This is a genomic window from Massilia sp. Soil_C_3 (genome assembly GCF_057657035.1).
This window is the reverse complement of record NZ_JBDGJG010000007.1, coordinates 377,784-401,940: the sequence shown is the minus strand read 5'-3', so window position 1 is coordinate 401,940 and position 24,157 is coordinate 377,784. Positions and strand designations below refer to the sequence as shown.

The window sequence follows — 24,157 nt, the reverse complement described above, 5'->3', positions numbered from 1 at the left end:
ATTATCCTCGTGCGGCGCTCTGGATCGAGCTTGGCTTCGGGGCGCTGCCAATCAGGTCGCTTGCGCTGTCGGCAGCGCGGCAGACGCTGTCTTGCAGGACGTAGGACTCGCCGGTATGCGGGCAGCGCGCTTCGCCATTGCCGGTGAGGGGCAGGGCCAGGCGGTCGCCGGTGCGGCTGATCCAGCCGATCTGGCGCGCCGGCACGCCCGCCACCAGCGCATGCGGCGCGACGTCGCGGTTGACCACGGCGCCGGCGGCGACGAAGGCGTACTGGCCGATCGTCACGCCGCACACCACGGTGGCATTGGCGCCGATGGTGGCCCCGCGCCGCACCAGGGTGCGCCGGTATTCGTGCTTGCGCGGCACCGCGGCGCGCGGGTTGTAGACGTTGGTGAACACCATGCTAGGACCGCAGAAGACGTCGTCTTCGAGGGTCACAGCGTCGTAGATCGAGACGTTGTTCTGGATCTTGACCCCGTTGCCGATGCACACGTCGTTGCCGACGAAGACATTCTGGCCCAGCGAGCAGGCGGCGCCGATGCGCGCGCCGGCGCAGACGTGGGCGAAGTGCCAGACGTGGGTGTCGTCGCCGAGCTGGGCGCCGCGATCGACGATGGCGCTGGAATGGATGATGATGGCCATGGTCAGTACTCCAGCGGCAGGGCGACGCGGCGGCCGTCGCGCGCCGAGCGGTAAGCGGCGACCAGCACCTCGAGCGATTTGAGGCCTTCGCGGCCGTCGGTCTCGGGCTCGGCCTCGCCGCGCAGCACGCGGATCACGTTGTCGTAATAGAGCGGATGGCCGAAGCCATAGACCGACGTGGTCTGGTAGCTGGCATCAAGCACCAGCGCGTCGTCGGGATCGGGCTGCGCGAATTCCCATTGCTGCACTTCGTTGACGGCGACGCCGCCGATGCGCGCGCTGCCATGCTCGCCGAGGATGGTGATCGAGCCTTCGAGGTTGCGCGGCCAGGCTAGCATGGTGACGTTCATGGAGCCCAGCGCGCCATTGCGCCAGCGCAGGCTCATCACGCCGGTGTCCTCGACCTCGATGTCGCGCGCCAGGGTGGCGGTATAGGCTTGCAGGCTTTCGATCGGGCCGACGATCCATTCGAGCAGGTCGACGTAGTGGCTGGCCTGGTTCATGAAGGCGCCGCCGTCGAATTCCCAGGTCCCGCGCCAGCCGGCGCTGCGGTAGTACGCGTCGGGGCGGGTCCAGAACACATTGAGGTTGACCATATAGATGCGGCCGAAGCGCTTTTTCTCGACGGCGCGCTTGAGCAGTTGCAGGGTGGCGTTGCGGCGGTTCTGCTTGACGACGAACAGCCGCACCCCGGCCTCGTCGGCGGCGGCCACCATGCGCTTGCCGTCTTCCCAGCGCGTGGCCATCGGCTTCTCGGTGATCACGTGGCGGCCGGCAGCGGCGATGCGGATCGCCTGGCCCGGGTGCAGGCCGGACGGGGTGGCGAGCACGAAGGCGTCGGCGTCGAGCTCGGCCAGCATGCGCTCGAGGCTGGCATACGGGCGGGCGCCGGCGATGCCGGCGGCTTCTTCGCGCGCGCGCGGATCGATGTCGCACACGCCGGCCAGTTCGCAGCGGTCGGCGTGCTCGCGCATGGCGTTCATGTGGTTGCGGGCGATGCGGCCGCAGCCGACCAGGGCGAAGCGGATCTTGCGGTCGAGGATGGGAGGAGGATAGTGGCGCATGCGGGCTCCGGGCGTGACGGTAGATGTCGATAAGTAGGGCGTGGACGGGTCGGATCGGAGTTGCGGCCGCTCAGGCCTGCACCACGTTCGGCAAGCGGTTCGGGTACACGCCGCGGGTGTCCACGATCAGGTTGGCGTACTGGCGCACCAGGTCGTAGTCGAAGGCGCTATGGCTGGTGGCCAGCAGCACCACGTCGTAGGAGGCGAGCGAGGCAGGCGTTAGCGGCACGCTCGACAGCTCGAAATGGTGTTCGCGCATGCGCGGGAAGACCGGGACGTGCGGGTCGGAATAGTCGACCGCGGCGCCGCGCGCGCGCAGCAGCTCCATCAGCGCCACCGAGGGCGACTCGCGCATGTCTTCGACGTCCTTCTTGTAGGAGATGCCCAGCACCAGGATGCGGCTGCCCATCACCGCGCGGCCGCGCTCGTTGAGGGCGTCGGCCACCTTGCCGACCACCCAGCCCGGCATGTCGCTGTTGATCTCGCCAGCCAGCTCGATGAAGCGGGTGTGCAGGCCGTACTGGCGCGCCTTCCAGGTGAGATAGAAGGGATCGATCGGGATGCAGTGTCCGCCCAGGCCGGGGCCGGGGTAATAGGGGGTGAAGCCGAACGGCTTGGTGGCGGCGGCGCGGATCACCTCGTGGATATCGATGCCCATGCGGTCGGCGATGATCTTCATCTCGTTGACCAGGCCGATGTTGACGGCGCGGTGGATGTTCTCGAGCAGCTTGGTCAGTTCGGCCGCGCGGGTCGAGCTGACCGGCACCACCGTGTCGATGGCGGCGCGGTACAGGGCCAGGCCGGCTTCCAGGCAGGCATTGGTGGAGCCGCCGCATACCTTGGGGATGGTGCGGGTATGGAAATCGGGATTGCCCGGGTCTTCGCGCTCGGGCGAGAACACGAGGAACACGTCCTGGCCGACGCGCAGGCCGCGCGACTCCAGGCGCGGGCGCAGCTCTTCCTCGGTGGTGCCGGGGTAGGTGGTGCTCTCGAGCGACAGCAGCTGGCCGGGCCGCATGTGCGGCAGCAGGGATTCGACGGTGCCGATCACGAACGACAGGTCGGGTTCGCGGTAGGCGGTGAGCGGGGTGGGAACGCAGATGATCAGGGCGTCGGCCTCGCTCGTGCGCGCGAAGTCGGTGCTGGCCATGAAGCCGCTGGCGCGCGCCGCCTCGATTGTCGCGGCATCGATGTGCGCGATATAACTGCCGCCGCGGTTGAGCCGCGCGACCTTGTCGGGGTCGACGTCGATCCCGAGGACACGGAAACCTTCGGCGGCGTAGCGCAGCGCCAGCGGCAGGCCGACGTAGCCGAGGCCGATGATGCCGATCACGGCATGGCGGTCGCGCAGCCGGGCCAGCAGCTGCTCCAGTTGAACTGATTGGTTCTCGTCTCGCATGGGTTCCTCGACAGTGACAGTGTGACGACGGGTATGACAGCAGGCATGACAGCCGGTATGGCAGCAATTACGACAGCAACGATGTGACGGTGACTGTGTGAAGCGGCGGCGCTGGCCGGCTCTAGATCCGGAACGGTACGAACTTGCGAATCAGGCCAGCAGGCACCGGTTCCTCGACCGGCGCCTGCGGCAAGGGCGCCGGAGGCGATGGCAGGTATTCGGACACGATGGCCTTGACCATCGACTCGATGGGGCCGCGCTCGTGGGTCTCGCAGGCCATCATGAGGCAGGTGATGCAGGTCTCGAGCACACTGGGCCGCAGCGCGCTTTCTTTCATGCGCATGATGCGCGGGTGCTCGCTCGGGAAGACAGTGCCGTCGGTGAGCAGTTCTTCGTGCAGCTTCTCGCCCGGGAACAGACCGATGAACTGGATCTCGACGTCGCCGCGCGGCTGCTGGGGCGTGCGCTCGGTGAGGCCGTGCATGGCGATCATGGTGCGCGCCAGGTCGAGGATGCGCACCGGCTCGCCCATGTCGAGCACGAACACGTCGCCGCCCTTGGCCATGGCGCCGGCCTGGATCACCAGCTGGGCCGCCTCGGGGATGAGCATGAAGTAGCGCGACACCTCGGGATGGGTGATCGTCACCGGACCGCCGCGCGTGATCTGGCGCTGGAACAGGGGAATCACCGACCCCGAGGAGCCCAGCACATTCCCGAAGCGGACCATGCAGAATGTGGTGCCTGCGCGGTTGCCTTCGCGGTTGCCGGCCCCATTGCTGGCCCCACTGCTGGTCCCGTTGCCGGCGCCGTCGCCCGGTGCGCCGCCACCGGCGGCGCGGGCGGCGGCGGCCTGGAAGATCAGTTCGGCGATGCGCTTGCTGGCGCCCATGATATTGGTCGGCCGCACCGCCTTGTCGCTGGAGATCAGCACGCAGGTCTGGACGCCGTGGTGGGCCGCGGCGGCGGCGATGATCTGGGCCCCCAGCACATTGTTGCGCAGGCCTTCGACGATATTGGTCTCGACCAGCGGCACGTGCTTGTAGGCGGCGGCATGGTAGATGGTGTCGATGCCGCCCGCGGCCAGCACGCGCTCGACCAGGTCGGCGTTGCAGACCGAGCCCAGGTGGGCGTGGATGGGCAGGTCGGGAAAGCGCGCCGCCAGCTCTTGCCGGATGGTGTACAGCGCGTATTCGGAATGGTCGACCAGGTGCAGGCGCGCCGGGCTCAGGGTGACGATCTGGCGACACAGCTCGCTGCCGATGGAACCGCCGGCGCCCGTCACCAGCACCCCCTTGCCGCGCACGCAGCGCGCGAACAGGTCGAGCCGCGGCGGCACCGGCGGCCGGCCGAGCAGGTCTTCGAACTTGATTTCGCGGATGGCGTCGCGCAGGACCGACTTGTCGCTGGCCTTGTCGTCGGCCAGGTCGACCAGCCGGGTGAGGATTTTAGTGGGCACGCCGGCCTGGCCCAGGCGCTGCATCAGCTCGCGCAGGCGTTCGGGCGCGGCGGCGGGCAGGGCGATGACGATGGTGCGGATGCCGAGCGCGGCGCCGAGCTCGACCAGGCGCGAAGTGTGGAACACGCGCAGGCCGGCCACGGTGCGCTCGTTCAGCGCGTGCTTGTCGTCGAAGAAGCACAGCGGGCGGTACTCGTCGCCGTCGCGCATGGTCTGGGCCAGCCGGGCGCCGGCCTCGCCGGCGCCGTAGATGGCGACCGCCAGCGCCTTGCCGGCGCAGGGACCGCGCTTGCTGCGCAGCAGCTTGCGCACGCCGATCCGCGAGACGACGACATGAGAAAAAGCGATGAACCAATATATCGCCAGCGCGCTGCGCGGAAATCGCGCCTCATTGAGGAATACCAAAGTGAGATAGGCACATAATACCGCAATACCCAATGCGAGACCGGTAAGGGTGAGCAGGCGATGGTCGATAAAGCGGATAACGGCCCGGTATAAATCGGATAGCCAGAAAGCCATTATCGTCAGCGCCGCCACCAGTAAATAAGAGCCCGGCCCGAATTGTTTTGCGAGCTGTAAATCGCCACCGCGCAATATCATTGCGATTAAAAAACACACGGGAAGCGCAACCAGGTCGACCCCGATGGCCAGGGCGGCCTTCGCAGTGCGGTGCATGGACACGATTCTTGCGCAGAGCTGGTGAGACAGGCTGTAGCGTTGAATTGACATGGCGATCGGCTTCTCGCTGAAAGAGAACGACGTGCTGCTGCAATCAAAATAATGGTTTACTGCACGACCAGGCGTTTGAATAACTACTGCGCTGAATAGGGTGGCTTTGCGGAGTGGCTTTGTGGGTATAAGCTTATTATCTGTCCGAGATTGAATCGCGGGCTTGAGGTCACTCAACAGCGATCAGGGATATAATGCGTGAAAAGAGAAGTTGAAATGAAGAAGCGAATGCAAGAAATGGCGCTGGATAATAATTTCTAGCGGATATTTCTTTAAATCAGGATGTTCGAGAAAAGGCGGGATCGGCGTATGCCGACGGGAACGGCGGAAACAAGAAAGCGTCCCGGCCCGGCAGGCCGGAACGCTGGCAGCGATGTCAGGCCGCGGGACGACCCGGACGCGGCTGCGGCGCCATCGGCGGCACCGTGATCTGTTCGTTCAGGCGCAGGAACTTGAAGCCCGCCAGCGCCTGGCCGCGCTTGCCCGCGCGCGCATTGCGCTCCTGGCGCTCGAGCGTGCGCCCGATATACGATTCGAACGTCTCCTCGCGCACCTGCGGTTCGGCCGAATGCAGGAAGTGGCGCTCGCCGTTCGGCCCCAGCACCACCAGGCCCACGTGCGAGGCCCAGTACTCGCCGTCGCGGGTCGAGATCACGTTGACGAAATCCCCCTCCTGCAACTGGCTGGCGATGGCCGCCACCTGCTTCTTCGGCACATAGGCCTGGCGGCTGGTCTCGACCGGGATGTCGCGCACCGTATTGTGGCGGGTGGCCAGGAAGCGCGCGCGGTCGACCTTCATGTCGTACGAGGGGCCGCCGGGGCCGGCCAGTTGGGCGCTGACGTCGGTCACCAGCCAGCGGTTGGCCACGTTCCAGTCCATCTCGGTGTAGTGGTTGCGCGTGGCCACGCCGATCACGCCGTCGCGGTAGCGGATCCGCTGCAGCATCCAGAAGAACTCTTCCCATGAGCCGGACAGGGCCATCGCATAGGTATGCTCGGCGAACACCACGCAATCGCTCTGCGCCAGGCTATATAGAGGCAGGCTGTCGTGGATCTCGTAGGGGAATTCACCCAGCAGGTGCAGCGAGTAGGGCTGGCCGATGTTCTGGCGGCCGATCGCGGCGATGCGTTTCTTCAGGTCCGGCTCGGCGCCCTGCATGTGGGCGATGTACTGGCCGGCCTCGAACGGCGTCATCCGGTAGACCTGCTTTTGCAGCAGGGCGGACAGCGGTGTCGGCGGCGGCGGCGCGCCCGGGATGGATTTGGGAGCGGGCGCGGTCGTGCACCCGGTCAGGACGGCGCTGGCAAGCAGCAGGCAGGCAAGGCGCATGGCGTTCATCAATGTGGGGAAAAAACGTCAAGCTAATCTGGTGCGCCTGGCTTGGGTAATGAAATTTCTTCGCCCAGCCATAACCGTACGGAGGTCGCCTTTATGTACATTCCTTCAAGTTATATAGAAGCGAACACAAGTGATTATTCACCGCTGAAATGAACATGAATACTCCGACCATGGCAGCCTTCAGTCTGCCTTAAGCAATAACGATAGCACTATTCCCAGGAGAGAGATGATGTTCAAGCAGAAGCCGCTCGCAGCGGCCGTATCGATGGCAGTCTGGAGCCTCGCAGCCCTGCCGGTCATGGCCCAGGACGCACCGGCCGACACCCCGATGCAAACGGTCGAAGTGACCGGTATCCGCGCTTCGATGGCCAAGTCGCTGGCGGTCAAGCGCGATGCCTCGGCCAACGTCGAGGTGATCACCGCGGAAGACGTGGGCAAGATGCCGGACAAGAACCTGGCCGACTCCCTGCAGCGCCTGGCCGGCGTGGCCGTGCGCACCGATTACGACGAGGCCGAGAAAGTCTCGATGCGCGGCACCAACCCGGACATGTCGCTGATCGTCTTCAACGGCCACACCGTCAGCAGCGCCGACTGGTACGTCGCCGACCAGGCCTCGAGCTCGCGTTCGACCAGCCTGTCGCTGATGCCGTCGCACGTGCTGAACCAGGCCGTGGTCTACAAGACCTCGCAGGCCAACATCATCGATGGCGGCCTGGCCGGCACCATCAACGTCTCGACCCGCAAGCCCCTGTCGCAGAAAGAGCGCTTCTCGGGCGTGGTCAGCGTCGGCGCCAGCTACGCCGACCTGCCGGGCCGCTATGCGCCGGACATGAACGGCTCGGTCACCTGGAAGAACGAAGAGGGCACCTTCGGCGTGCTGGCCTCGCTGTTCTCCGAAAAGCGCTATGTGCGGCGCGACTCGGTGTCGCGCTTCGCCTACGGCACCAATAGCGGCTGGGACGTGATCAACACCTCGACCATGCTGGGCATCACCGATGAATCGCTGGCCGGCACCGGCCTCAAGGCCTCGGACCTGAACGGCGTGCGCCTGCCGGGTTCGATGAGTTCGGAATTCGTGGAATCGGTGCGCGACCGCAAGGGCGGCATGCTGTCGCTGCAATTCAAGCCCAACCGCGACCTGGACGTCAGCCTCACGGGCTTCCACTCGTCGATGGACGCCGACAACCACGGTCGCCTGACCTCGAGCGCGATCTACTCCATGCTGCTCGGTAAAAACCATCCGCTCGGTTCGACCGCTGCCGCCGCCGTCAACACCAACTCCAACGGCCAGCGCGTCTACGCCCAGATCCGCAACCCGGTGATCGTCGACGAGACCACCGTCTACGGCCACCCGCTGAAGGTGCTGAAGGCGGCCGACATCATGTATGCGGACGGAACCAGCCCGCAATACGTCGGCAACTCGGAAGGCTTCTTCCGCGAAGGCGCCAAGGCCGAAAGCTCCTTCCTCGACCTCGACGCCAAGTACCGCGTCAACGACGACCTGACGGTCAAGACCCTGCTGTCGGCCACGCGCGGCGTCGGCTCGACCGAGCTCGATCAGGGCCTGACCCTGGCGCGCTACGGCACCGGCATCTCGTATGCCCTGGGCGGCCTGCACGATGCGCCGTATGTCCAGTACCACGGCGCCGGCGCCAACCAGCCGGGCCTGAACGCCGACGGCAGCGGCTACCGCGTGGTCGATCGCGCCGCCTCGGGCGTGCGCACCGTCGACAAGGAATGGAGCGCCCAGTTCGACGCCGAATACCGCGTCGACCGCGGCATCTTCCAGTCGCTGGAAAGCGGTGTGCGCTTCTCGGACCACGAGCGCACCAGCGGCCGCCGCGGCCCGGCCTTCCGCGCCAACCTGACCGTGCCAGGTACCGGCGCGCTGGTAGGCAATCCCGACACCCCGACCAGCGGCTGGCAGCCGTATCCGGGTGATTTCGGCGATGGCCTGGGTGGCAGCGGCTGGGACAATACCGGCTTCACCTATACCAAGGACGGCACCATCGACTACATCTCGGGCGCCACCAAGGAAACCTCGGAAGCGTGGGAACGCCGCGTCAGCTCCGAGATCGACATGAAGGAGCGCCAGAGCGCCGCCTACATGATGGCCAACCTGGAAGGCGAACGCTGGTCGGGCAACCTTGGCCTGCGTTTCACGCGTACCGAAGTCAAGGCCAATATCGCGACCCCGATCCCGACCGGCGCCTGCGACCGTTCGGCGCCGGGCCAGCCGGCCACCGTCTGCGCCGGCTATCCGGGTGCGATCACCGACGCCGGTGACGCCACCCCGATCCCGGACGGCCAGCCGTTCGATCCGAAGGCCGGCACCATGTACTACAAGACGCCGACCAAACGCACCTTCGACAACTGGCTGCCAAGCTTGAACCTGCGCTATGAGCTCAACCGCGACATGATCGCGCGCTTCGGCGCCAGCCGCACCATCGGCCGCCAGAACTACAACCTGCTGGGCAGCGGCTTCGGCACCCCGACCTGCGACGCCAACGGCTGCCGTGTGACGGGCCCGAATCCAGACCTCGCGCCGCTCACCTCGGACAATATCGACATCGCCTGGTCGTGGTACTTCGCGCCGCGCTCGCTGGTGGGCGTGTCGGTGTTCCATTCGAAGATCGACGGCTACGTGAAGACCGGCGCCACCGGCTCCTCGACGGTCGACCTGGTCGACCCGCGCGACAACACGGTCAAGACCTTCGCGATCAACAGCTCGTCGCAGCAGGGCGCCAAGATCCACGGCATCGAAGTGCAGTACGAGCAACCGTTCGGCAATACCAACTTCGGCTTTACCTCGAACGTCAGCCGCGCCAAGACGAAGGTCGACGACGGCCGTCCGATGGTCGGCGCCTCGGAATGGGCCGGTAACCTGGGCCTGTACTACGAGGACGACAAGATCTCGTCGCGCCTGGTGGCCAACTACCGCGGCGAATACGTGAACAGCACCACCGCTCCGTCGCCGACCGCCAACAGCCAGGGCCTGTCGGTCATCAACGGCATCGCGATGCCGACGGCACCGACCTATGCCGACGCCGTGACCACGCTGGCCTTCTCGGCCAGCTACAACCTGGCCAAGAACCTGGTGCTGACGTTCGATGCGACCAACCTGACCAACGCCAAGCGCGCCCAGTATCGCTACAGCGAAGAAGAGCAGCAGAAGCTGGATGTCAGCGGTCGCCAGTACTATCTGAACCTGAAGTACAAGTTCTGATCCAGGCGGGATTTACCAGCCACCGTCGTCCCCGCGCAGGCGGGGACCCAAGTTCTGCGCAGTCCACTTGCTTCACTGTGGGTGGCTGCGCTGGATAGATTGGGTCCCCGCCTGCGCGGGGACGACGTTTTTTGCCGGTGGCAGAAACGTCGTATTCGGGCAGGCGAAAGAGGAGACTTGCCAGGCTGCTCATCTGTATTGACGCGCGCAGTGTGCGTCACCTAACGGTGCAATGGCGCAGGTTTCGATAAGATGCACCTGTCTGAGTGAGGAACGCGCGATTCGATTCGCTGCCATCCGAAACCTCAACAGGTTAGCCGGTCGCCTCGAGGATCGGCACCAATTTCAGGGCCGCGCCCACAGCAGTCAGGCGCGGCCGATAACGGAAGCGGAGGTTGCCATGTACGATGTCAAGCATCCAACCAAGCACCTGGTGCGCGCCTATCTCGAACGTCGCTCGCGCGACCCGAAACCGCCGCCGACCCCGGAAGAAATCCGGCGCCAGCTTGGCTGGGGCATGCTGATGCCGGCCGACCTCAAGATGGGCACCAACCGCTCCTGAGCTTCGCTTCATTCTTTTCGCGCCGACGTCCCGCGAGGACGCGGCGCCCAGCCCACCATAGGAGACATCCATGACCAGCAAGATCGGCAGCAAACACATCGCCCAACATCGCGGCAAGAAAGAGCGCCTCGAGATCAAGCGCACCAACGTCGCGCGCGAAGCAGTGCGCCAGGCTGAAGCCCGCGCCAAGTACCGCAACCAGCCGAAAGGCCAGGCCCAGCGCGAACAGGCGCAGACGGCCGCCTGATCACCCCATACGCCTTATCTGGCCCGCCTGCGAGGCGGGCTTTTTTACGTCCATCCTTCCCGATCTTCTCCATTCGCCGCCTTCCAGCCGCCATTCACCGAATAGCGCTTTCGCGATTGCCTTCCCGTTTGCTATCGTGTATCCAGTTCGATAACGAGAGGAGTGACGCAATGGGGTCCGAAGATGCCTATCGCTGGCGCAAGCAGGTGCTGTGGGGCCTGCTCCTGATCGTCGTCGGCGCGGTGGTGCTGCTCGACCGCCTGCACTATATCGATGCCCAGGATTACTGGCATTACGCCCCCTTGCTGCTGGTCGTGGTCGGCATCGGCCAGACCATCGGCTACCCGAGCCCGAAGGAATTCGGCAACGGCCTGTGGACCGTGTTCACGGGCCTGTGGTTGTTCGCCGTGCTGGAGAATGCTTTTGGCCTGACCTTCCGCAACAGCTGGCCGCTGTTCATCCTGATGTGGGGCGTCAAGCTGGTGCTGGATCCGTTCATCGCGCGCCGCTTCGCCAACAATCAACGGAGCCGCCATGAAAAATGATCCGCATGCAAAAGGCGTGACAAGCCAGGTCGTGCTTGGCCTCCTCGTGATCGCGATGGGCCTGCTGTTCCTGCTCGATAACCTGGGCCTGGTCGACATGCACCGTGCCTTCTCGTTCTGGCCGATGTTGTTCGTCATCGTCGGCACCGTCAAGCTGTGCGACACCCGCACCCAGGGCGGCACCCTGCTCGGGGCCGGCCTGGTCGGCGTCGGCATCCTGTTGATGCTGGACCGGATGGACATCATCGACTTCAGCTGGCGCACCATCTGGCCGCTGGTCCTGATCGGCCTCGGCGGCTTCCTGGTGGCGAAGGCGGTGCGCGGCAAGCGCACGCCGGAACACGGGGTGGCGATGGTCGACGGCGCGCCCGTGGACGTGGGCGTGGGCGAGGTGCTAGACATCACCGCCATCCTGGGCGGCTACGAGCGCCGCGTCACGAGCCAGAACTTCCGCGGCGGCGAGATCACGGCGGTGATGGGCGGCTGCGAACTCGATATGCGCGGCGCTTCGATCCAGGGCGAGGCGGTGGTCAATGTGTTCGCCTTCTGGGGCGGCGTGACCATCAAGTGCCCGCCCGACTGGGCCATCGTCCTGCATGGCACGCCGATCCTGGGCGGCTTCGAGGAAAAGACCATCGCGCCGCCGGACAATAGCAAGCGGCTGGTCATCCGCGGCTACGCGATCATGGGTGGCGTGGAAATCCGCAACTGATGGGCGGCGGATTCTGGGCGCGGCGCAGCGCCGCGCTCTACCTGGCGGCCTGGCTGATGCTGGGGCTGATGCTGGCCGGGCTGCTGTCCGCCACTGGCGGCGCCGGCCTGGCGGCCAGCCTGCTGTTCGCGCTGCCCCTGGTCCTGGTCTACGCCGCCGTGTGCGGCTTCTCGGCCTATTACCTGTGCCGCGCCTATCCGCTGGCGCGCAGGTCGACGCCGGCGGTGCTGGGCGTGTTCTTTGTCACCGCCGTGTGCGCGGCCCTGCTGTGGTGCGCCGCGGCGTCGGGCTGGGCCGCGTGGTGGCAGTGGCTGGGGCCGGGCGAAGGAGACGGCGACGGCGGCGTGGCGATGTCGCGGCCGCTGACTGCGGTGATGTTCGGCGTCGGCGTGCTGCTGTATGGGATGACCGCCTGCGGCCACTACCTGGCGCTGGAGTTCGAGCGCGCGCGTGGCCTGGAGCGGCGCGAGCTCGAACTCAAGCTCCTGGCCCAGGACGCCGAACTGCGCATGCTGCGCACCCAGGTCGATCCGCACTTCCTGTTCAACAGTCTCAATTCGATCAGCGCCCTGACCGCGATCGACGCTGGCGCGGCGCGCGATATGACCTTGCAGCTCGCGGGTTTCTTTCGCCAGACGCTGGGGCTGGAGGCGCATCGCAAGGTGACGGTGGCCCAGGAAGTGGAACTGGTCGAGCGTTTCATGGCCATCGAACAGGTGCGCTTCGGACCGCGCCTGGGCATGGAGCGCCACGTGGACGAACAGGCCGAGGCTTGCCTGCTGCCGCCGATGATCCTGCAGCCGCTGGTCGAGAACGCCGTCAAGCACGGCATCGGCCAGCTGCTCGATGGCGGCGTGGTGCGCGTGCACGTCGAGCGCGCCGGTTCGCAGCTCAGGCTGCGGGTGGAGAACGACGTCGATCCGGATGGCGCCGATGGAGCCGCGGGCGGCGGCATCGGCCTGGCCAATGTGCGTGCGCGCCTGCTGGCGGAGTACGGGACCGAAGCGAGCGTGCATGCGGCGCGCGTGGACAATATGTTCAGGGTGGAGCTGGTGCTGCCCGCCGACACAGGAGAATAAGGCATGCGAACTCTGATCGTGGACGATGAACACCTGGCGCGCGCACTCCTGCGCGAATACCTGGCGGCCCATCCCGACGTCGAGATCGTGGGCGAATGCGCCAACGGTTTCGAGGCCGTCAAGGCGATTGCCGAGCACGATCCCGACCTGGTCTTCCTGGACATCCAGATGCCCAGGCTGGACGGCTTCGAAGTGGTGGAGCTGGCCGGCAGCAAGCCGCACTATATCTTCGCCACCGCCTACGATCGGTTCGCGCTGCGCGCCTTCGAGGTGCATGCGCTCGACTACCTGCTCAAGCCGTTCTCGCGCGAGCGCCTGGCCGAGGCCTTGAATCAGGCGCGCCTGCGCGCGCCACAGCCGGCCCGGGCCGGCATCGCCGCGGTGGTGAAGGAGGCGCAGGCGCGCCAGCAGCCGCTCGAACGGGTCCTGATCCGGGATGGCGCCCGCGTGCACGTGGTCGTCGCCAACAGCATCGATTACATCGAGGCCCAGGACGACTATGTGCAGATCTGCGCTGGTGGCAAGGCTTACCTGAAGCACCAGCGCCTGTCCGAACTCGAAGCGCAGCTCGATGGCGCCATGTTCGTGCGCATCCACCGCTCCTATATCGTCAATGTGGGCGCGGTCGAACGCATCGACCCGGTCAGCAAGGACAATTACTGCGCGGTGCTCAGGGACGGCGTGAAGCTGCCGATCAGCCGCAGTGGCTACCAGAAGATACGCGAACTACTGGCGTAAGTTCGACTGTGACCCCAGCTCCCACCACGCCGGCATCAGGGTCCTGATGCCCGGCTGGGCAAAGCGGTCGTCGATCAGCCACACCACACCGCGATCCTGCTCGGTGCGGATCACGCGGCCGGCCGCCTGCACCACCTTCTGGATGCCAGGATACAGATAGGTGTAGTCGTAGCCGGCGCCGAACAGCGCCTGCATCCGTTCGCGCAGCTGCTCGTTGACGGGATTGACCTGGGGCAGGCCGAGGGTGGCGACGAAGGCGCCGATCAGGCGCTCGCCCGGCAGGTCGACCCCTTCGCCGAAGGCGCCGCCTAGCACCGCAAAGCCCACCCCCGAGCCGCCAACGGCGAAGCGGTCGATGAAGCCCTGGCGTTCGTGTTCGCTCATGCGGCGCTCCTGGCGCCAGGCCGGGATCGTCGGGTCCAGCCGCTCCAGTGCATTCGCTACCTTGTCGAGATAGTCGAAGCTGCTGAAGAAGGCCAAGTAATTGCCGGGACGCTCGCGGTACTGGCGCGCGATCAGTTCGGCGATCGGCTGGACCGAGGCGGCGCGCACCTGGTAGCGGGTCGAGATGCCGCGCGCGACGTGGACCTCGAGCTGGCTTGCCTTGAACGGCGATTCGACCTCGACCCAGGCCGTGTCTTCCGGCATGCCGAGGGTATCGAGGCAGTAGTGCCAGGGCCCGAGCGTGGCCGAGAACAGGGTGCTCGAATGCGTGGCGGCGAAGCGCGGGCCGAGGAAGGGCGCCGGCACCACGTTGCGGATGCAGATCGTCGAGTCGCGCAGGGTGGGGCGGTCGGCGTCCCGGCTCAGGTCGCACAGCGAGTGCGGCCCGAACGATTCGGCCAGGCGCACGAAGCCCATGGCGTCGAAATAAAAGCGCTGCAGGTCGGGGTCGAGCGGGCCGGGGAAGGCCGCCAGGTGTTCGTTGATGGCGCTGCCCATTTCCTGCAATGCATCCACCAGCTTCGATGGAATCTTCTCGAGCAGCTGGTAAGGCGCCGGCGCTGTCTTGTCGACCGCGGTCCAGGCCCGGCCCACGCGCTCCAGTGCCTTCTTGATGCCTGGCGGCGCGCCGGCGCGGGCCAGCCGCAGCAGCTCGCGATCGAGTTCGGTGCTGTACATCGAGCGCGCACGGCCGACCAGGTTATGGGCCTCGTCGACCAGCAGGCTGGTTTTCCAGCCGTTGTTCAGCGCGAGCGCGTACAGCATGGCGCTGCCGTCGAAATAATAGTTATAGTCGCCGACGATCATGTCGGACCAGCGCGCCATCTCGCTGCCCAGGTAATAGGGACAGACCTCGTGCGCCAGGGCGACTTCGCGCAGCGCCTCGCGGTCCAGCACGAGCACCTCGGCCGCGGCCGCGCGGGCGGCCGGCAGGCGGTCGTAGAAACCGCGCGCCAGCGGGCAGGACTCGCCGTGGCACTCCTTGTCGGGATGCTCGCAGGCCTTGTCGCGCGCGGTGAGTTCCAGCACCCGCAGCGGCGCCTGGCTGGCGCCGCACAGGGTCGCCGCGCCGTCCAGCGCCAGGCGCCGCCCAGGCGTCTTCGCGGCCAGGAAGAATACTTTATCCAGCTTCTCGCGCGGCATGGCCTTGAGCACCGGGAACAGGCTGCCCACGGTCTTGCCGATGCCGGTCGGCGCTTGCGCCAGCAGGCAACGGCCGCCGGCATTGGCGCGGTAGATGCTTTCGGCCAGCTGGCGCTGGCCGGGACGGAAGTCGGCGTGCGGGAACGACAGCCCGGTCAATGCGGCATCGCGCGCCGCGCGGTGCGCCGCTTCGCTGGCGGCCCAGCCCGAAAAGCGTTGGCACAGCTCCTCGAAATGCGCACGCAGCCAGGCGCTGTCGCGCGTTTCGCGCAGCACGGTTTCGACGCCGCTGGCGATGTCGTAGTAGACCAGGGCCAGGTTGACCGAATCCATGCCCTGTTCCTGGCACATCAGGTGGCCGTAGACGCGCAGCTGGGCCCAGTGCAGGTGGCGGTGGTTGTCGGGGATGGCGTCGGCACGGCCGCGGTGGGTCTTGACCTCTTCGATCAGGTTTTCATTGGCGTCGTAGCCGTCGGCGCGGCCGCGTACGTGCAAGTCGTTCCACTGGCCGGACAGCGCGACCTCGCTGCGGTAGCCGTCGCCGCGGCGGCCGGCCACGACGGCGTGGCCGGCAATGCCTTCCTGGGCGCTGGGGGAGGGGGTGAAGCGCAGGTCGAGGTCACCCTGCTTGGCGGTGAATTCGCACAGGGCGCGTACGGCGATGGTGTAGTTCACGTCTTACTACGCCGCCATCTCGGTAGTCTCGGCCCATTGCAGGTAGCACACCGCCACCGGCATATCGTGCGCCGCGCAGTAGTCGATCCAGCGCAGCTGGTTGTCCTGCAGGCGGTCGCCCGGGCCTTTCACTTCGATCATCAGGTAGCGGGCCTCAAGCGGCCAGAACTGGATCAGGTCGGGGAAGCCCGTGCGGTTTTCCTTGACGTCGGCCAGGATGCGTTCGCACCACCTGCGCAGGTGGGCCGGCGGGATGCAGGCCAGGGCCAGCTCGATGAGTTCGGGCGTGACGCCGTCCCAGTGGACGAAGGGCGACTGCAGGCCGGCTTTTTCCTGATACGTGAGCCGGATCGTGTCGCGGTAGCTGCCGCTGTCCAGCTCCGCCAGGCAGGCGGCGAATTCGGCCTGCCGGCGCTGGTGGAAGTCGGCGCTGTGCAGGTCGGCCGGGCCGCGGTGGAAGGGGTGGAAGAAGGCGCCCGGGATGGCGGCGAACACGGCGCGCCAGCACAGCAGCCCGAACAGGGAGTTGGCCAGCGCGTTCTCGACGTAGAACACGGGCGCATCGGCCCCGTGCAGGTGGCCGCGCACGGCGCCCTCGACCCAGCGCTCGCCATTCGGTGGCGCCAGGTTCAGTTCGATGCGCTCGATGTGGGTCTTGGCGCGCGGCGCCAGGCGCGCGTGCCCAAGGCGGCGCGCCAGGCGCGGCGCGATGCGGGCCAGGTGCTGGCGCTCGGCGTCGTTCTCGGGCGTGGCCTGGGCCACGGTCAACAGGGCATGGGCCTCGTCGAAGCGCTCGTGTTTCTCTAGCACGCGGATCGCGCGCGCCCGCGCGCCGGGAAAGCGGCAGCGTGCATAGGCGGCAAAGGCGCCGTCCCAGTCCTTCAGCTTTTCGTAGTGCTGGCCGATCTGGAACGTCAGTTTTTCGCGCCGGCTCTCGAGCCAGTCGTTGTCGAAGGTGTGCACGGGCAGGTCGCGCACCACCTCGTCCACGTCTTCGCCGGCGGCGAAGCGCTCGCGGCAGGCATGCAGCTGCAGGTAGTGGTCGACGTCGGCGCGCTGGCGGAAACCGCGCGAGGCGGGCGAGATGTCCACGCTCTCGTAGCGGAACAGGCCCAGGTCGGACAGCACGAAATCGGTCCAGCCCTGGTGCAGGTTGCCGAAAAAGACCAGGCGCAGGCGGTCGCACAGCGGCTTGACCAGGATGCGCCAGGCGACGTCGGGACAGGCCGGATGCCAGCCGGAGAAGCGCCGCGCCTCGGGGAACACGGGGCGCAGGGCGTCCAGCTGTTCTTCCTTGCGCGCCGTCTTGCGCGGCAGCTGCGCGCCGAAGGCATCGGCGAGCTCGGGCTTGGACAGCAGGTCGAACAACTCGTCGAGCGTGAGTGCGGGGTCGGCCTCGATCCAGCCGGTGCCGAGCAGGTGCGCGGCGGCCTCGACCGGGCAGCCGATCTCGGCATAGCTCAGTTTGCTGGCCCGGAACAGATTGCCCTTGCGCATGACCATGCGCACGAACAGGGCGCGCGCATTGTGCGGCAGGGTGGGGAACAGGGCCAGGAAGGCCTGTTCGCCGTCGTCCAGCAAGTCGCCATAGCGTTCGCCGATCCAGTCGAGGACCCGCTGGAAGTTATCCAGATAATAAAACTCGTGTTCCAACACCCTGATCATGACCGAACGCCCACCTGTACTTATATACAGTATAGCGTTTACTGGCGCCAGTCGCCGGGCCGGTGTGGCCGCACCGTGGAAAGTGCGGCCTATTTGCCACGGCTAGCGGGCAGGCGGGGGAGCGGGGGCGGATTCGCCTTCCGCCGGCGCGGCATGGCCGTTGGCATGGTAGATGACGGCCGAGATCAGGGCCACGTCGCTGTCGTCCTGGGACTGGCCGGCGCGCGCCGGATTGACCGTCCTGGCAGGACGCGCGGCCTGGCGCGCGGGTTGGCGAGATGCCTGGGCGCGGGGGTGAGGCGTGGCGGCGCGCGGTTCCGGACGGCGCGCCGGCGCGGCCTTGGCCGGGGCCGCGGGCACGGCTTCCGGCTCGAGCAGCCGCAGCGGGGGAATGGGCGCTGGCGGGGGCGCCGCCAGCACTGGCTCTGGCACGGCGTCGACGATCACGGCCGTCGCGATCGGCGCAGGAGCGATCTCCGCCATCTGGTCCGGCCCCGCCCCGAGCGGCGCCGGGCCGGCGCCGGCCGCCAGCCAGGCCAGCATCGCCGTCAAACCCACTGTGACCGCCACCGCCGCGCCATACCAGGCCAGGCGCGCGCCATGGCCGGTACCAGCGCGGCGCGCCGGCTCGCGTTCGAGCTTGGCGAGGATGCTGTCTTCACGGCCGCCGCGGCGCGACGACGACATCAGGTTGGGACGCATATGGGCATGCATGCGGTTGTCTTGATTTTCGTCTGATGGACGCACGACATTACTCCTAAGATTGGCTTCTGCTGTTCTGATTAGAAACAATCCTGGGGAGTACGATGCTGATCTTTATCGCCCTTCTGTACGTTTGTCTAGCTTCAGGCCTGGCTTGGCTTGTTCTTTTTCCAAGTGGACGCGCTTGGATGTCGCGCGGAATGTATGTCGTGCGCGGCCTGGCCGGCCGCGCCGGGGCCTGGGGCCATGCCGGCACACGCGCCGCCGGCGCCATGCGCGACAGCGTCACTTTGTCGCTGCGCGAGCGGGTCGTGCAGGGAGTGCGCCGCCACCAGGTGCTGCTAGCCATCGGCGCCCCGGCGGTGTTGATCCCATCGCTGCTGGCGCTGGCCCTGAGCAATCCGGCCATGCTGCCGGTGTACGAGGGCAGCACCGCCTTGCCCGACGAGCAGGTGGCGGCGCTGCTGGCCGGCGAGCAGCTGGTGCCGCCGGTGGCGCTGCCGCCGGGCGTGTTCACCACGGCAGAGGTCGAACTGGTGCGGCCGATGCTGGTCGGCGCCAGCCGCAACTGGGGCTTGCTGCATCCCGACTTCAGCCAGCGCCTGCTGCTGGCGTTCAAGATCATGAAGGAACAGCATGGCTACGAGATGGCGCTGCTCGAAGGCTACCGCAGTCCGGCGCGCCAGGATGAGCTGGCTGCAAGCGGCGGCCACGTGACCAATGCGCGCGCCTTCCAGAGCTGGCACCAGTACGGCCTGGCGGCCGACTGCGCCTTCCTGCGCGACGGCAAGCTGGTGATCACGGAAAAAGATCCGTGGGCCATGCGCGGCTACCAGCTGTATGGCCAGGTGGCCGAATCGCTGGGCCTGACCTGGGGCGGGCGCTGGAAGATGATGGATTTCGGCCACATCGAGTTACGCATGCGGGGCGTGATGGGGCGCTGAAACGGCGCCTGCGGGCTGTTGCGCAATTTTTCGGATTTTGGCCGCATTGCGCAGAGTCAAGCAGCGTGCCGTATGCCCGTGCGACCATTTCCTGTGAGATTTTTCTACAAGAGACCCCGCCATGGCACGACTCTGGAAGTACCTGACCGACAGCCGCGTGCTGGCCGCGATCGGTGTCGCCGCGCTGGCGGCCATCCTGGTAATCGGCGCCGGCCTGCTTGGCCTCGGCATCGTGTGGGCCGCGATTGGCGCCCTGGCGCTGCTGGCCTGCTGGGGCATCTGGTGGATGCTGCGCCGCGCCTGGCGTGCACACCGTGCGCGCAAGCTGGCGGGCGCCATCGCCGGCGTCGGCGCCAGCGACGACGACGGCAAGGACGAAGTCGCGGTGCTGCGCAAGAACCTGCTGGAGGCGGTCGGCACCATCAAGACCTCCAAGCTGGGCCTGACCCGCGGCGCCGCGGCCTTGTACGAGCTGCCGTGGTATATGATCATCGGGAACCCGGCGGCCGGCAAGAGCAGCGCCATCGTGCACTCGGGGCTGAGCTTCCCGATCCCCGGCAACAAGGCGCTGCAGGGCGTGGGCGGCACCCGCAACTGCGACTGGTTCTTCACCACCGACGGCATCCTGCTCGACACTGCGGGGCGCTACTCGGTGCAGGACGACGACCGTGTCGAATGGTTCGGCTTCCTCGACCTGCTCAAGCGACACCGCCAGCGCGCGCCGATCAACGGCATCCTGATCGCGGTCAGCGTGGCCGAGCTGATGGCCGGCCCGGCCACCGCCTCGCACGAACTGGCCAAGAACCTGCGCACTCGCGTGCAGGAGCTGACCGAGCGCCTGGGCGTGCACGCGCCGGTGTACGTGGTCTTCACCAAGGCCGACCTGGTCGCCGGCTTCCTCGACTTCTTCCACGACAGCGAGCAGACCGAGCGCGAACGGATCTGGGGCGCGACCCTGCGCTACAACCGGCGCGCCGCGCCACAGGACGTGCTGGCCTTCTTCGACGAGCATTTCGACGAACTGGTCGACGGCCTGAAGGAAATGAGCCTGGCCGGCATGGGCGCCAACCGCAGCACGACGCTGCGTTCCGGCGTGTTCACCTTCCCGCTGGAATTCGCCGCGCTGCGCACGCCGCTGCGCGCCTTCCTGGCCACGCTGTTCGAAGAGAATGCCTATCAGTTCAAACCGGTGTTCCGGGGCTTTTACTTCACCAGCGCGCTGCAGGAAGGCAGCGTGCAAGACCTGTCGAGCCGGCGCGTGGCCAGCCGCTTCGACCTGGCGCTGCAGGAGCGCAAGGGCGGCGAGGCTGCCGTGGAACCGGGGCAGTTGCAGCCAAATTTGCAGGCGGGGTATTTTCTGCTGGAGCTGTTCCGCAAGGTGATCTTCGCCGACCGCGAACTGGTCAAGCGCTACACGAATCCGGCCGCGGCGCGCTGGAAGCTGGGCGCCTTCTTCGCCGCCACGATCCTGCTGGGGTGCGCGATGGGCGGCTGGTCGTGGTCGTATATGGGCAATCGCCAGCTGGTCGCCAATGTGCAGTCGGATCTCGACAAGGTGATGAAACTGCAGGCCGGCCGCATCGACCTGCAGTCGCGCCTGGAGGCGCTCGACATCCTGCAGGACCGCATCGAGCAGCTCGAACGCTATGCCGACGACAAGCCGTGGGCGCTGGGCTTCGGCCTGTACCAGGGCGACGTCCTGGCGCGCAAGCTGCGCGACGAATACTTCGCCGGGGTGCGCGCGGTGATGGTCGAACCGGTCGCAGGCGCGCTCGAGACCATGCTGACGGAGGTGAACAACAAGGCCGCCGGACTTGAGCCGGTGGGCCAGGTGGCCGCGCCCGCATCGGTCTCCGCCACCGCGCCCAGGCTCGGCCAGCCTTACCAGGACGCGTCGCCCACCGATGTCGGCGACGCCTACAACGCGCTCAAGACCTATCTCATGCTGGGCAATAAATCGTACGCCGAGCCGGGCCACCTGAACGACCAGCTCACCCGCTACTGGCGCGGCTGGCTGGAGACGAACCGCGGCAGCATGCCGCGCGAGCAGATGATCCGCAGCGCCGAGCGCCTGATGACCTTCCACCTGGCCCACATCGACGACACGGCCTGGCCGCAGATTTCCAACAAACTGGGCCTGCTCGACACCACGCGCGAACACCTGCGCCGCGTGGTGCGCGGCACGCCGGCGCGCGAGCGCGTGTATGCCGACATCAAGACCCGCGCCGCCACCCGCTTCCCGGCGGTGACGGTGGCGCGGATCGTCGGCGAGCAGGATGCGGCGCTGGTGGCCGGCAGCCACGCCATCAGCGGGGCCTTCACCCGCGCGGCCTGGGACAAGTTCGTGCTGGGCGCGATCCGGGATGCCTCCAACAAGGAACTGAATACGGTCGACTGGGTGTTGAAGACCGCCGCGCGCGACGACCTGACCTTGGAAGGCAGCCCGGAACAGATCCAGAAGGCGCTGATCGACCTGTACAAGGCCGACTATGCGCGCGAATGGCTGAAGTTCGTGCAGGGCGTGGCGATCGCCGACCTGCGCGGCTTCGACGCCAGCGTGCAAGCCATGAACCGCCTGGGCGACCCGCAATCCTCGCCGATTGCCAAGCTGCTGCGCACGATCTACGAAGAGACGGCCTGGGATAATCCGGGCGGCCTGCGCGCGCCCATCGGCAAGACCGAGCGCGGCGCGGTCGAGTGGTTCAAGCAGGTGGTCTTGCGGCGCGCGCCATCGGACGCGCGCACCCTGGCCGATACGGTCGATCCGGCCCAGCTGCTGGCCCAGCAACAGCAGGGCGCGGGGCCCATCGGCCGTGAGTTCGCGGGCGTGGCGCGCCTGGTCGGCGCCAAGGAGAAGGAGGCGTCGCTGATGACCGGCTATCTCGACGCGCTCTCTCGCCTGCGTACGCGCCTGAACGCGCTCAAGAACCAGGGCGATCCCGGCCCCGGCGCCAAGCAGTTCATGCAGCAGACGCTGGAGGGCAGCGGCTCGGAGCTGGCCGACGCGCTGCGCTACGTCGACGAACAGATGCTGACCGGGATGAGCGACAGCCAGAAACAGGCGCTGCGCCCGCTGCTGGTGCGCCCGCTGACCCAGACCTTCGCCATGATCGTGCTGCCGTCCGAGGCCGAGATCAACAAGACCTGGCAGGCGCAGGTGGTCGAGCCGTTTACCCGCACGCTCGCCACCAAGTACCCGTTCGCCCAGGAGTCCAGTGTCGAGGCGACGCCCGGCGAGATCGGCCAGGTGTTCGGCCCCGAGGGCGCGGTGGCCAAGTTCGTGGGCACCGCGATGGGGCCGCTGGTGGTGCGGCGCGGCGACGTGCTGGCGGCGCGCACCTGGGCCGACATCGGCATCGCGCTGGCGCCGCAGGCGGTGGCCGCCTTCCCGGGCTGGGTGGCGCCGCTGTCGAACAACGGCGTGGCGGCCAGCGGGGCGGCCCAGACCGTGTTCCAGGTACTGCCCCTGAGCGCGCCCGGCACGCTCGAATACACGCTCGAGATCGACGGCCAGCAGCTGCGCTACCGGAACACGCCCCCAAGCTGGAGCAATATGGTCCATCCGGGCCCGCAGGGTGTCTCGGGCGCGCGGGTCTCGGCCGTCACCTTCGATGGGCGCACGGTGGAGCTGTTCAACCAGCCGGGCCAGTTCGGCCTGCAGCGCCTGTTCGAGGCGGCCCAGCGCACGCGCAAGGACGGCGGCGTGTTCGAACTGCGCTGGAGCGCGCAGAACGTGTCGGTGGCGGTCGACCTGAAAATCGTCAGCAGCCCGCAGTCCACCGGGGGCGGCCAGGGCCAGGCCCAGGGCTTCCGCGGCCTGCGCCTGCCGCCGGCGATCGTCGGGCGCCATGATGTCCAGAACGCAGCGCCGGCGCTGGCCAGCGCGGGAGCCCAATGATGCGTGCGGACCGCATCGGCTACTTCGGCAAGGTTCCGGCGCGCGCCGATTTCGTCAAGCTGGCCCATGACCCGGCCGCGATCGGCATGCTCGACGCCTGGCTGGCGCAGGTGATGACCTTGTTGCCGTCGGACGCGCGCTGGCGCTTTCACTACGATGCGATGGCGCCGGTGAGTTTCGCCCTGGTCGGCCCGGCGCGTCACCACGCGGTGGCCGGCCACCTGCTGGCCAGCCACGACCAGTCGGGACGGCGCTTCCCTTTTCTTGCCACCCGCACGCTGGCGGTCAGCGATCCGGCCGCCTTCGTCGCCCGTTGCCCGCTGGCGTTCGCGCCGCTGTGGGTGTTTTTGGAAGAGATCTGCCCCAAGGTGCTCGGCGAGGGCGATCCCGCCGCCTACCTGCAGGCGATCGCCGACAGCGCGATCGGGCTCGGGGACGAAGCGGACCTGGCGCGCTGGATGGAGCACGGCACGCTCGCCTCTCTCGATGCATTGCTGGACCGCTGCGGGGTGGCTCGCCTGGTGCTGGCGCTGGGATTGCTGCTGCAGCCGGTCATGCACAGCCAGCCGGCCGAGCTGCACAAAAGCCTGGTGCTGCCGCTGCCGCACAACCAGGCGGCGCGCTATCCGGTGGCCGCCTTCTGGCTCGAACTGATCACGCCTTTCCTGCGCCGCGCGCAGTTCGACCTGGCGCTGTTCATCACGCGCCAGGAAGAACGGCCGGTGCTGGTGGTGGGCTTTTGCGCGGCGCTGGCCGAAACCCTGCGCGCCGTGATCGACCCGCTGGTCGGCGCCGAGCTGCAGGTGCGGCTGCTGGACACGGACTGGATCGACGAGCAGCTGCAGTTCGACGCCGACGTGCGCCAGCTGTCGAGCCACCTGGCCCAGCCCGACCTGCCGCTGTCGCTGGCGCGCGACCTGTTCATGAAGACCTTCATTGGAGCCTGA

General features: G+C 67.2%; 18 protein-coding genes. 10 read left to right on the top strand and 8 right to left on the bottom strand.

What is annotated here, in order from left to right; all coding sequences use genetic code 11:
• Position 1: 1 nt before the first annotated feature.
• The 5 genes from AC3A6F_RS16970 to AC3A6F_RS16950 form a co-directional block, all read right to left on the bottom strand.
• The gene (locus tag AC3A6F_RS16970) at positions 2 to 643 is read right to left on the bottom strand and encodes an acyltransferase (protein ID WP_487682726.1); all 642 of its coding nucleotides are present in this window, start codon (positions 641 to 643) and stop codon (positions 2 to 4) included.
• 2 nt (positions 644 to 645) lie between these two features.
• Positions 646 to 1,707, bottom strand: a complete 1,062-nt coding sequence (locus AC3A6F_RS16965; RefSeq protein WP_487682724.1) for a Gfo/Idh/MocA family protein — start codon at positions 1,705 to 1,707, stop codon at positions 646 to 648.
• A 70-nt stretch (positions 1,708 to 1,777) separates the two neighbouring features.
• On the bottom strand, positions 1,778 to 3,106 hold the full coding sequence (locus AC3A6F_RS16960; RefSeq protein ID WP_487682722.1) for a nucleotide sugar dehydrogenase: 1,329 nt from the start codon (positions 3,104 to 3,106) through the stop codon (positions 1,778 to 1,780).
• A gap of 121 nt (positions 3,107 to 3,227) precedes the next feature.
• Positions 3,228 to 5,162 carry a polysaccharide biosynthesis protein gene (locus tag AC3A6F_RS16955; RefSeq protein ID WP_487682837.1) on the bottom strand — a complete coding sequence of 645 codons (1,935 nt, stop codon included), beginning with the start codon at positions 5,160 to 5,162 and terminating at the stop codon, positions 3,228 to 3,230.
• 505 nt (positions 5,163 to 5,667) lie between these two features.
• Entirely contained in the window at positions 5,668 to 6,621 is a 954-nt protein-coding gene (locus tag AC3A6F_RS16950; RefSeq protein ID WP_487682720.1) for an N-acetylmuramoyl-L-alanine amidase-like domain-containing protein, read from the bottom strand.
• A gap of 235 nt (positions 6,622 to 6,856) precedes the next feature.
• Here AC3A6F_RS16950 and AC3A6F_RS16945 point away from each other — a divergent pair, with 235 nt between their 5' ends.
• The 7 genes from AC3A6F_RS16945 to AC3A6F_RS16915 all read left to right on the top strand — a co-directional run bounded on the left by AC3A6F_RS16945 (position 6,857) and on the right by AC3A6F_RS16915 (position 13,739).
• Positions 6,857 to 9,856 carry a TonB-dependent receptor gene (locus AC3A6F_RS16945; RefSeq protein ID WP_487682718.1) on the top strand — a complete coding sequence of 1,000 codons (3,000 nt, stop codon included), beginning with the start codon at positions 6,857 to 6,859 and terminating at the stop codon, positions 9,854 to 9,856.
• Between the two features lie 400 nt (positions 9,857 to 10,256).
• Positions 10,257 to 10,418, top strand: coding sequence for a hypothetical protein (locus tag AC3A6F_RS16940; protein ID WP_320476062.1), 162 nt, complete (start codon positions 10,257 to 10,259; stop codon positions 10,416 to 10,418).
• Between the two features lie 70 nt (positions 10,419 to 10,488).
• The gene (locus AC3A6F_RS16935; RefSeq protein ID WP_320476063.1) at positions 10,489 to 10,665 is read left to right on the top strand and encodes a hypothetical protein; all 177 of its coding nucleotides are present in this window, start codon (positions 10,489 to 10,491) and stop codon (positions 10,663 to 10,665) included.
• A gap of 170 nt (positions 10,666 to 10,835) precedes the next feature.
• Complete coding sequence (locus tag AC3A6F_RS16930) at positions 10,836 to 11,210, top strand: LiaF transmembrane domain-containing protein (protein WP_487682715.1); 375 nt, start codon at positions 10,836 to 10,838, stop codon at positions 11,208 to 11,210.
• Positions 11,200 to 11,922, top strand: coding sequence for a LiaI-LiaF-like domain-containing protein (locus tag AC3A6F_RS16925; protein ID WP_487682713.1), 723 nt, complete (start codon positions 11,200 to 11,202; stop codon positions 11,920 to 11,922). The genes AC3A6F_RS16930 and AC3A6F_RS16925 overlap by 11 nt, the downstream gene beginning before the upstream one ends.
• Positions 11,922 to 13,001: a sensor histidine kinase gene (locus AC3A6F_RS16920; protein ID WP_487682711.1), complete on the top strand. Its 1,080-nt coding sequence runs from the start codon at positions 11,922 to 11,924 to the stop codon at positions 12,999 to 13,001. Before AC3A6F_RS16925 ends, AC3A6F_RS16920 begins: the two co-directional genes overlap by 1 nt.
• 3 nt (positions 13,002 to 13,004) lie before the next feature.
• The gene (locus AC3A6F_RS16915; protein WP_487682709.1) at positions 13,005 to 13,739 is read left to right on the top strand and encodes a LytR/AlgR family response regulator transcription factor; all 735 of its coding nucleotides are present in this window, start codon (positions 13,005 to 13,007) and stop codon (positions 13,737 to 13,739) included.
• Here the strand turns inward: AC3A6F_RS16915 and AC3A6F_RS16910 are convergent.
• The 3 genes from AC3A6F_RS16910 to AC3A6F_RS16900 form a co-directional block, all read right to left on the bottom strand.
• Entirely contained in the window at positions 13,728 to 16,001 is a 2,274-nt protein-coding gene (locus AC3A6F_RS16910; protein WP_487682707.1) for an ATP-dependent DNA helicase, read from the bottom strand. The genes AC3A6F_RS16915 and AC3A6F_RS16910 overlap by 12 nt on opposite strands.
• A gap of 6 nt (positions 16,002 to 16,007) precedes the next feature.
• Entirely contained in the window at positions 16,008 to 17,666 is a 1,659-nt protein-coding gene (locus tag AC3A6F_RS16905) for a VRR-NUC domain-containing protein (protein WP_487682705.1), read from the bottom strand.
• A gap of 102 nt (positions 17,667 to 17,768) precedes the next feature.
• On the bottom strand, positions 17,769 to 18,413 hold the full coding sequence (locus AC3A6F_RS16900; RefSeq protein ID WP_487682703.1) for a hypothetical protein: 645 nt from the start codon (positions 18,411 to 18,413) through the stop codon (positions 17,769 to 17,771).
• 59 nt (positions 18,414 to 18,472) lie between these two features.
• On the opposite strand from AC3A6F_RS16900, the gene AC3A6F_RS16895 reads away from it, so the two are divergent.
• From AC3A6F_RS16895 to tagF, 3 genes are all read left to right on the top strand, one after another.
• Positions 18,473 to 19,312 carry a M15 family metallopeptidase gene (locus AC3A6F_RS16895; RefSeq protein ID WP_487682702.1) on the top strand — a complete coding sequence of 280 codons (840 nt, stop codon included), beginning with the start codon at positions 18,473 to 18,475 and terminating at the stop codon, positions 19,310 to 19,312.
• Positions 19,313 to 19,433: 121 nt separating this feature from the next.
• Positions 19,434 to 23,210, top strand: a complete 3,777-nt coding sequence (gene tssM / locus AC3A6F_RS16890) for a type VI secretion system membrane subunit TssM (protein ID WP_487682700.1) — start codon at positions 19,434 to 19,436, stop codon at positions 23,208 to 23,210.
• Positions 23,207 to 24,157 carry a type VI secretion system-associated protein TagF gene (gene tagF, locus AC3A6F_RS16885; protein WP_487682698.1) on the top strand — a complete coding sequence of 317 codons (951 nt, stop codon included), beginning with the start codon at positions 23,207 to 23,209 and terminating at the stop codon, positions 24,155 to 24,157. Before tssM ends, tagF begins: the two co-directional genes overlap by 4 nt.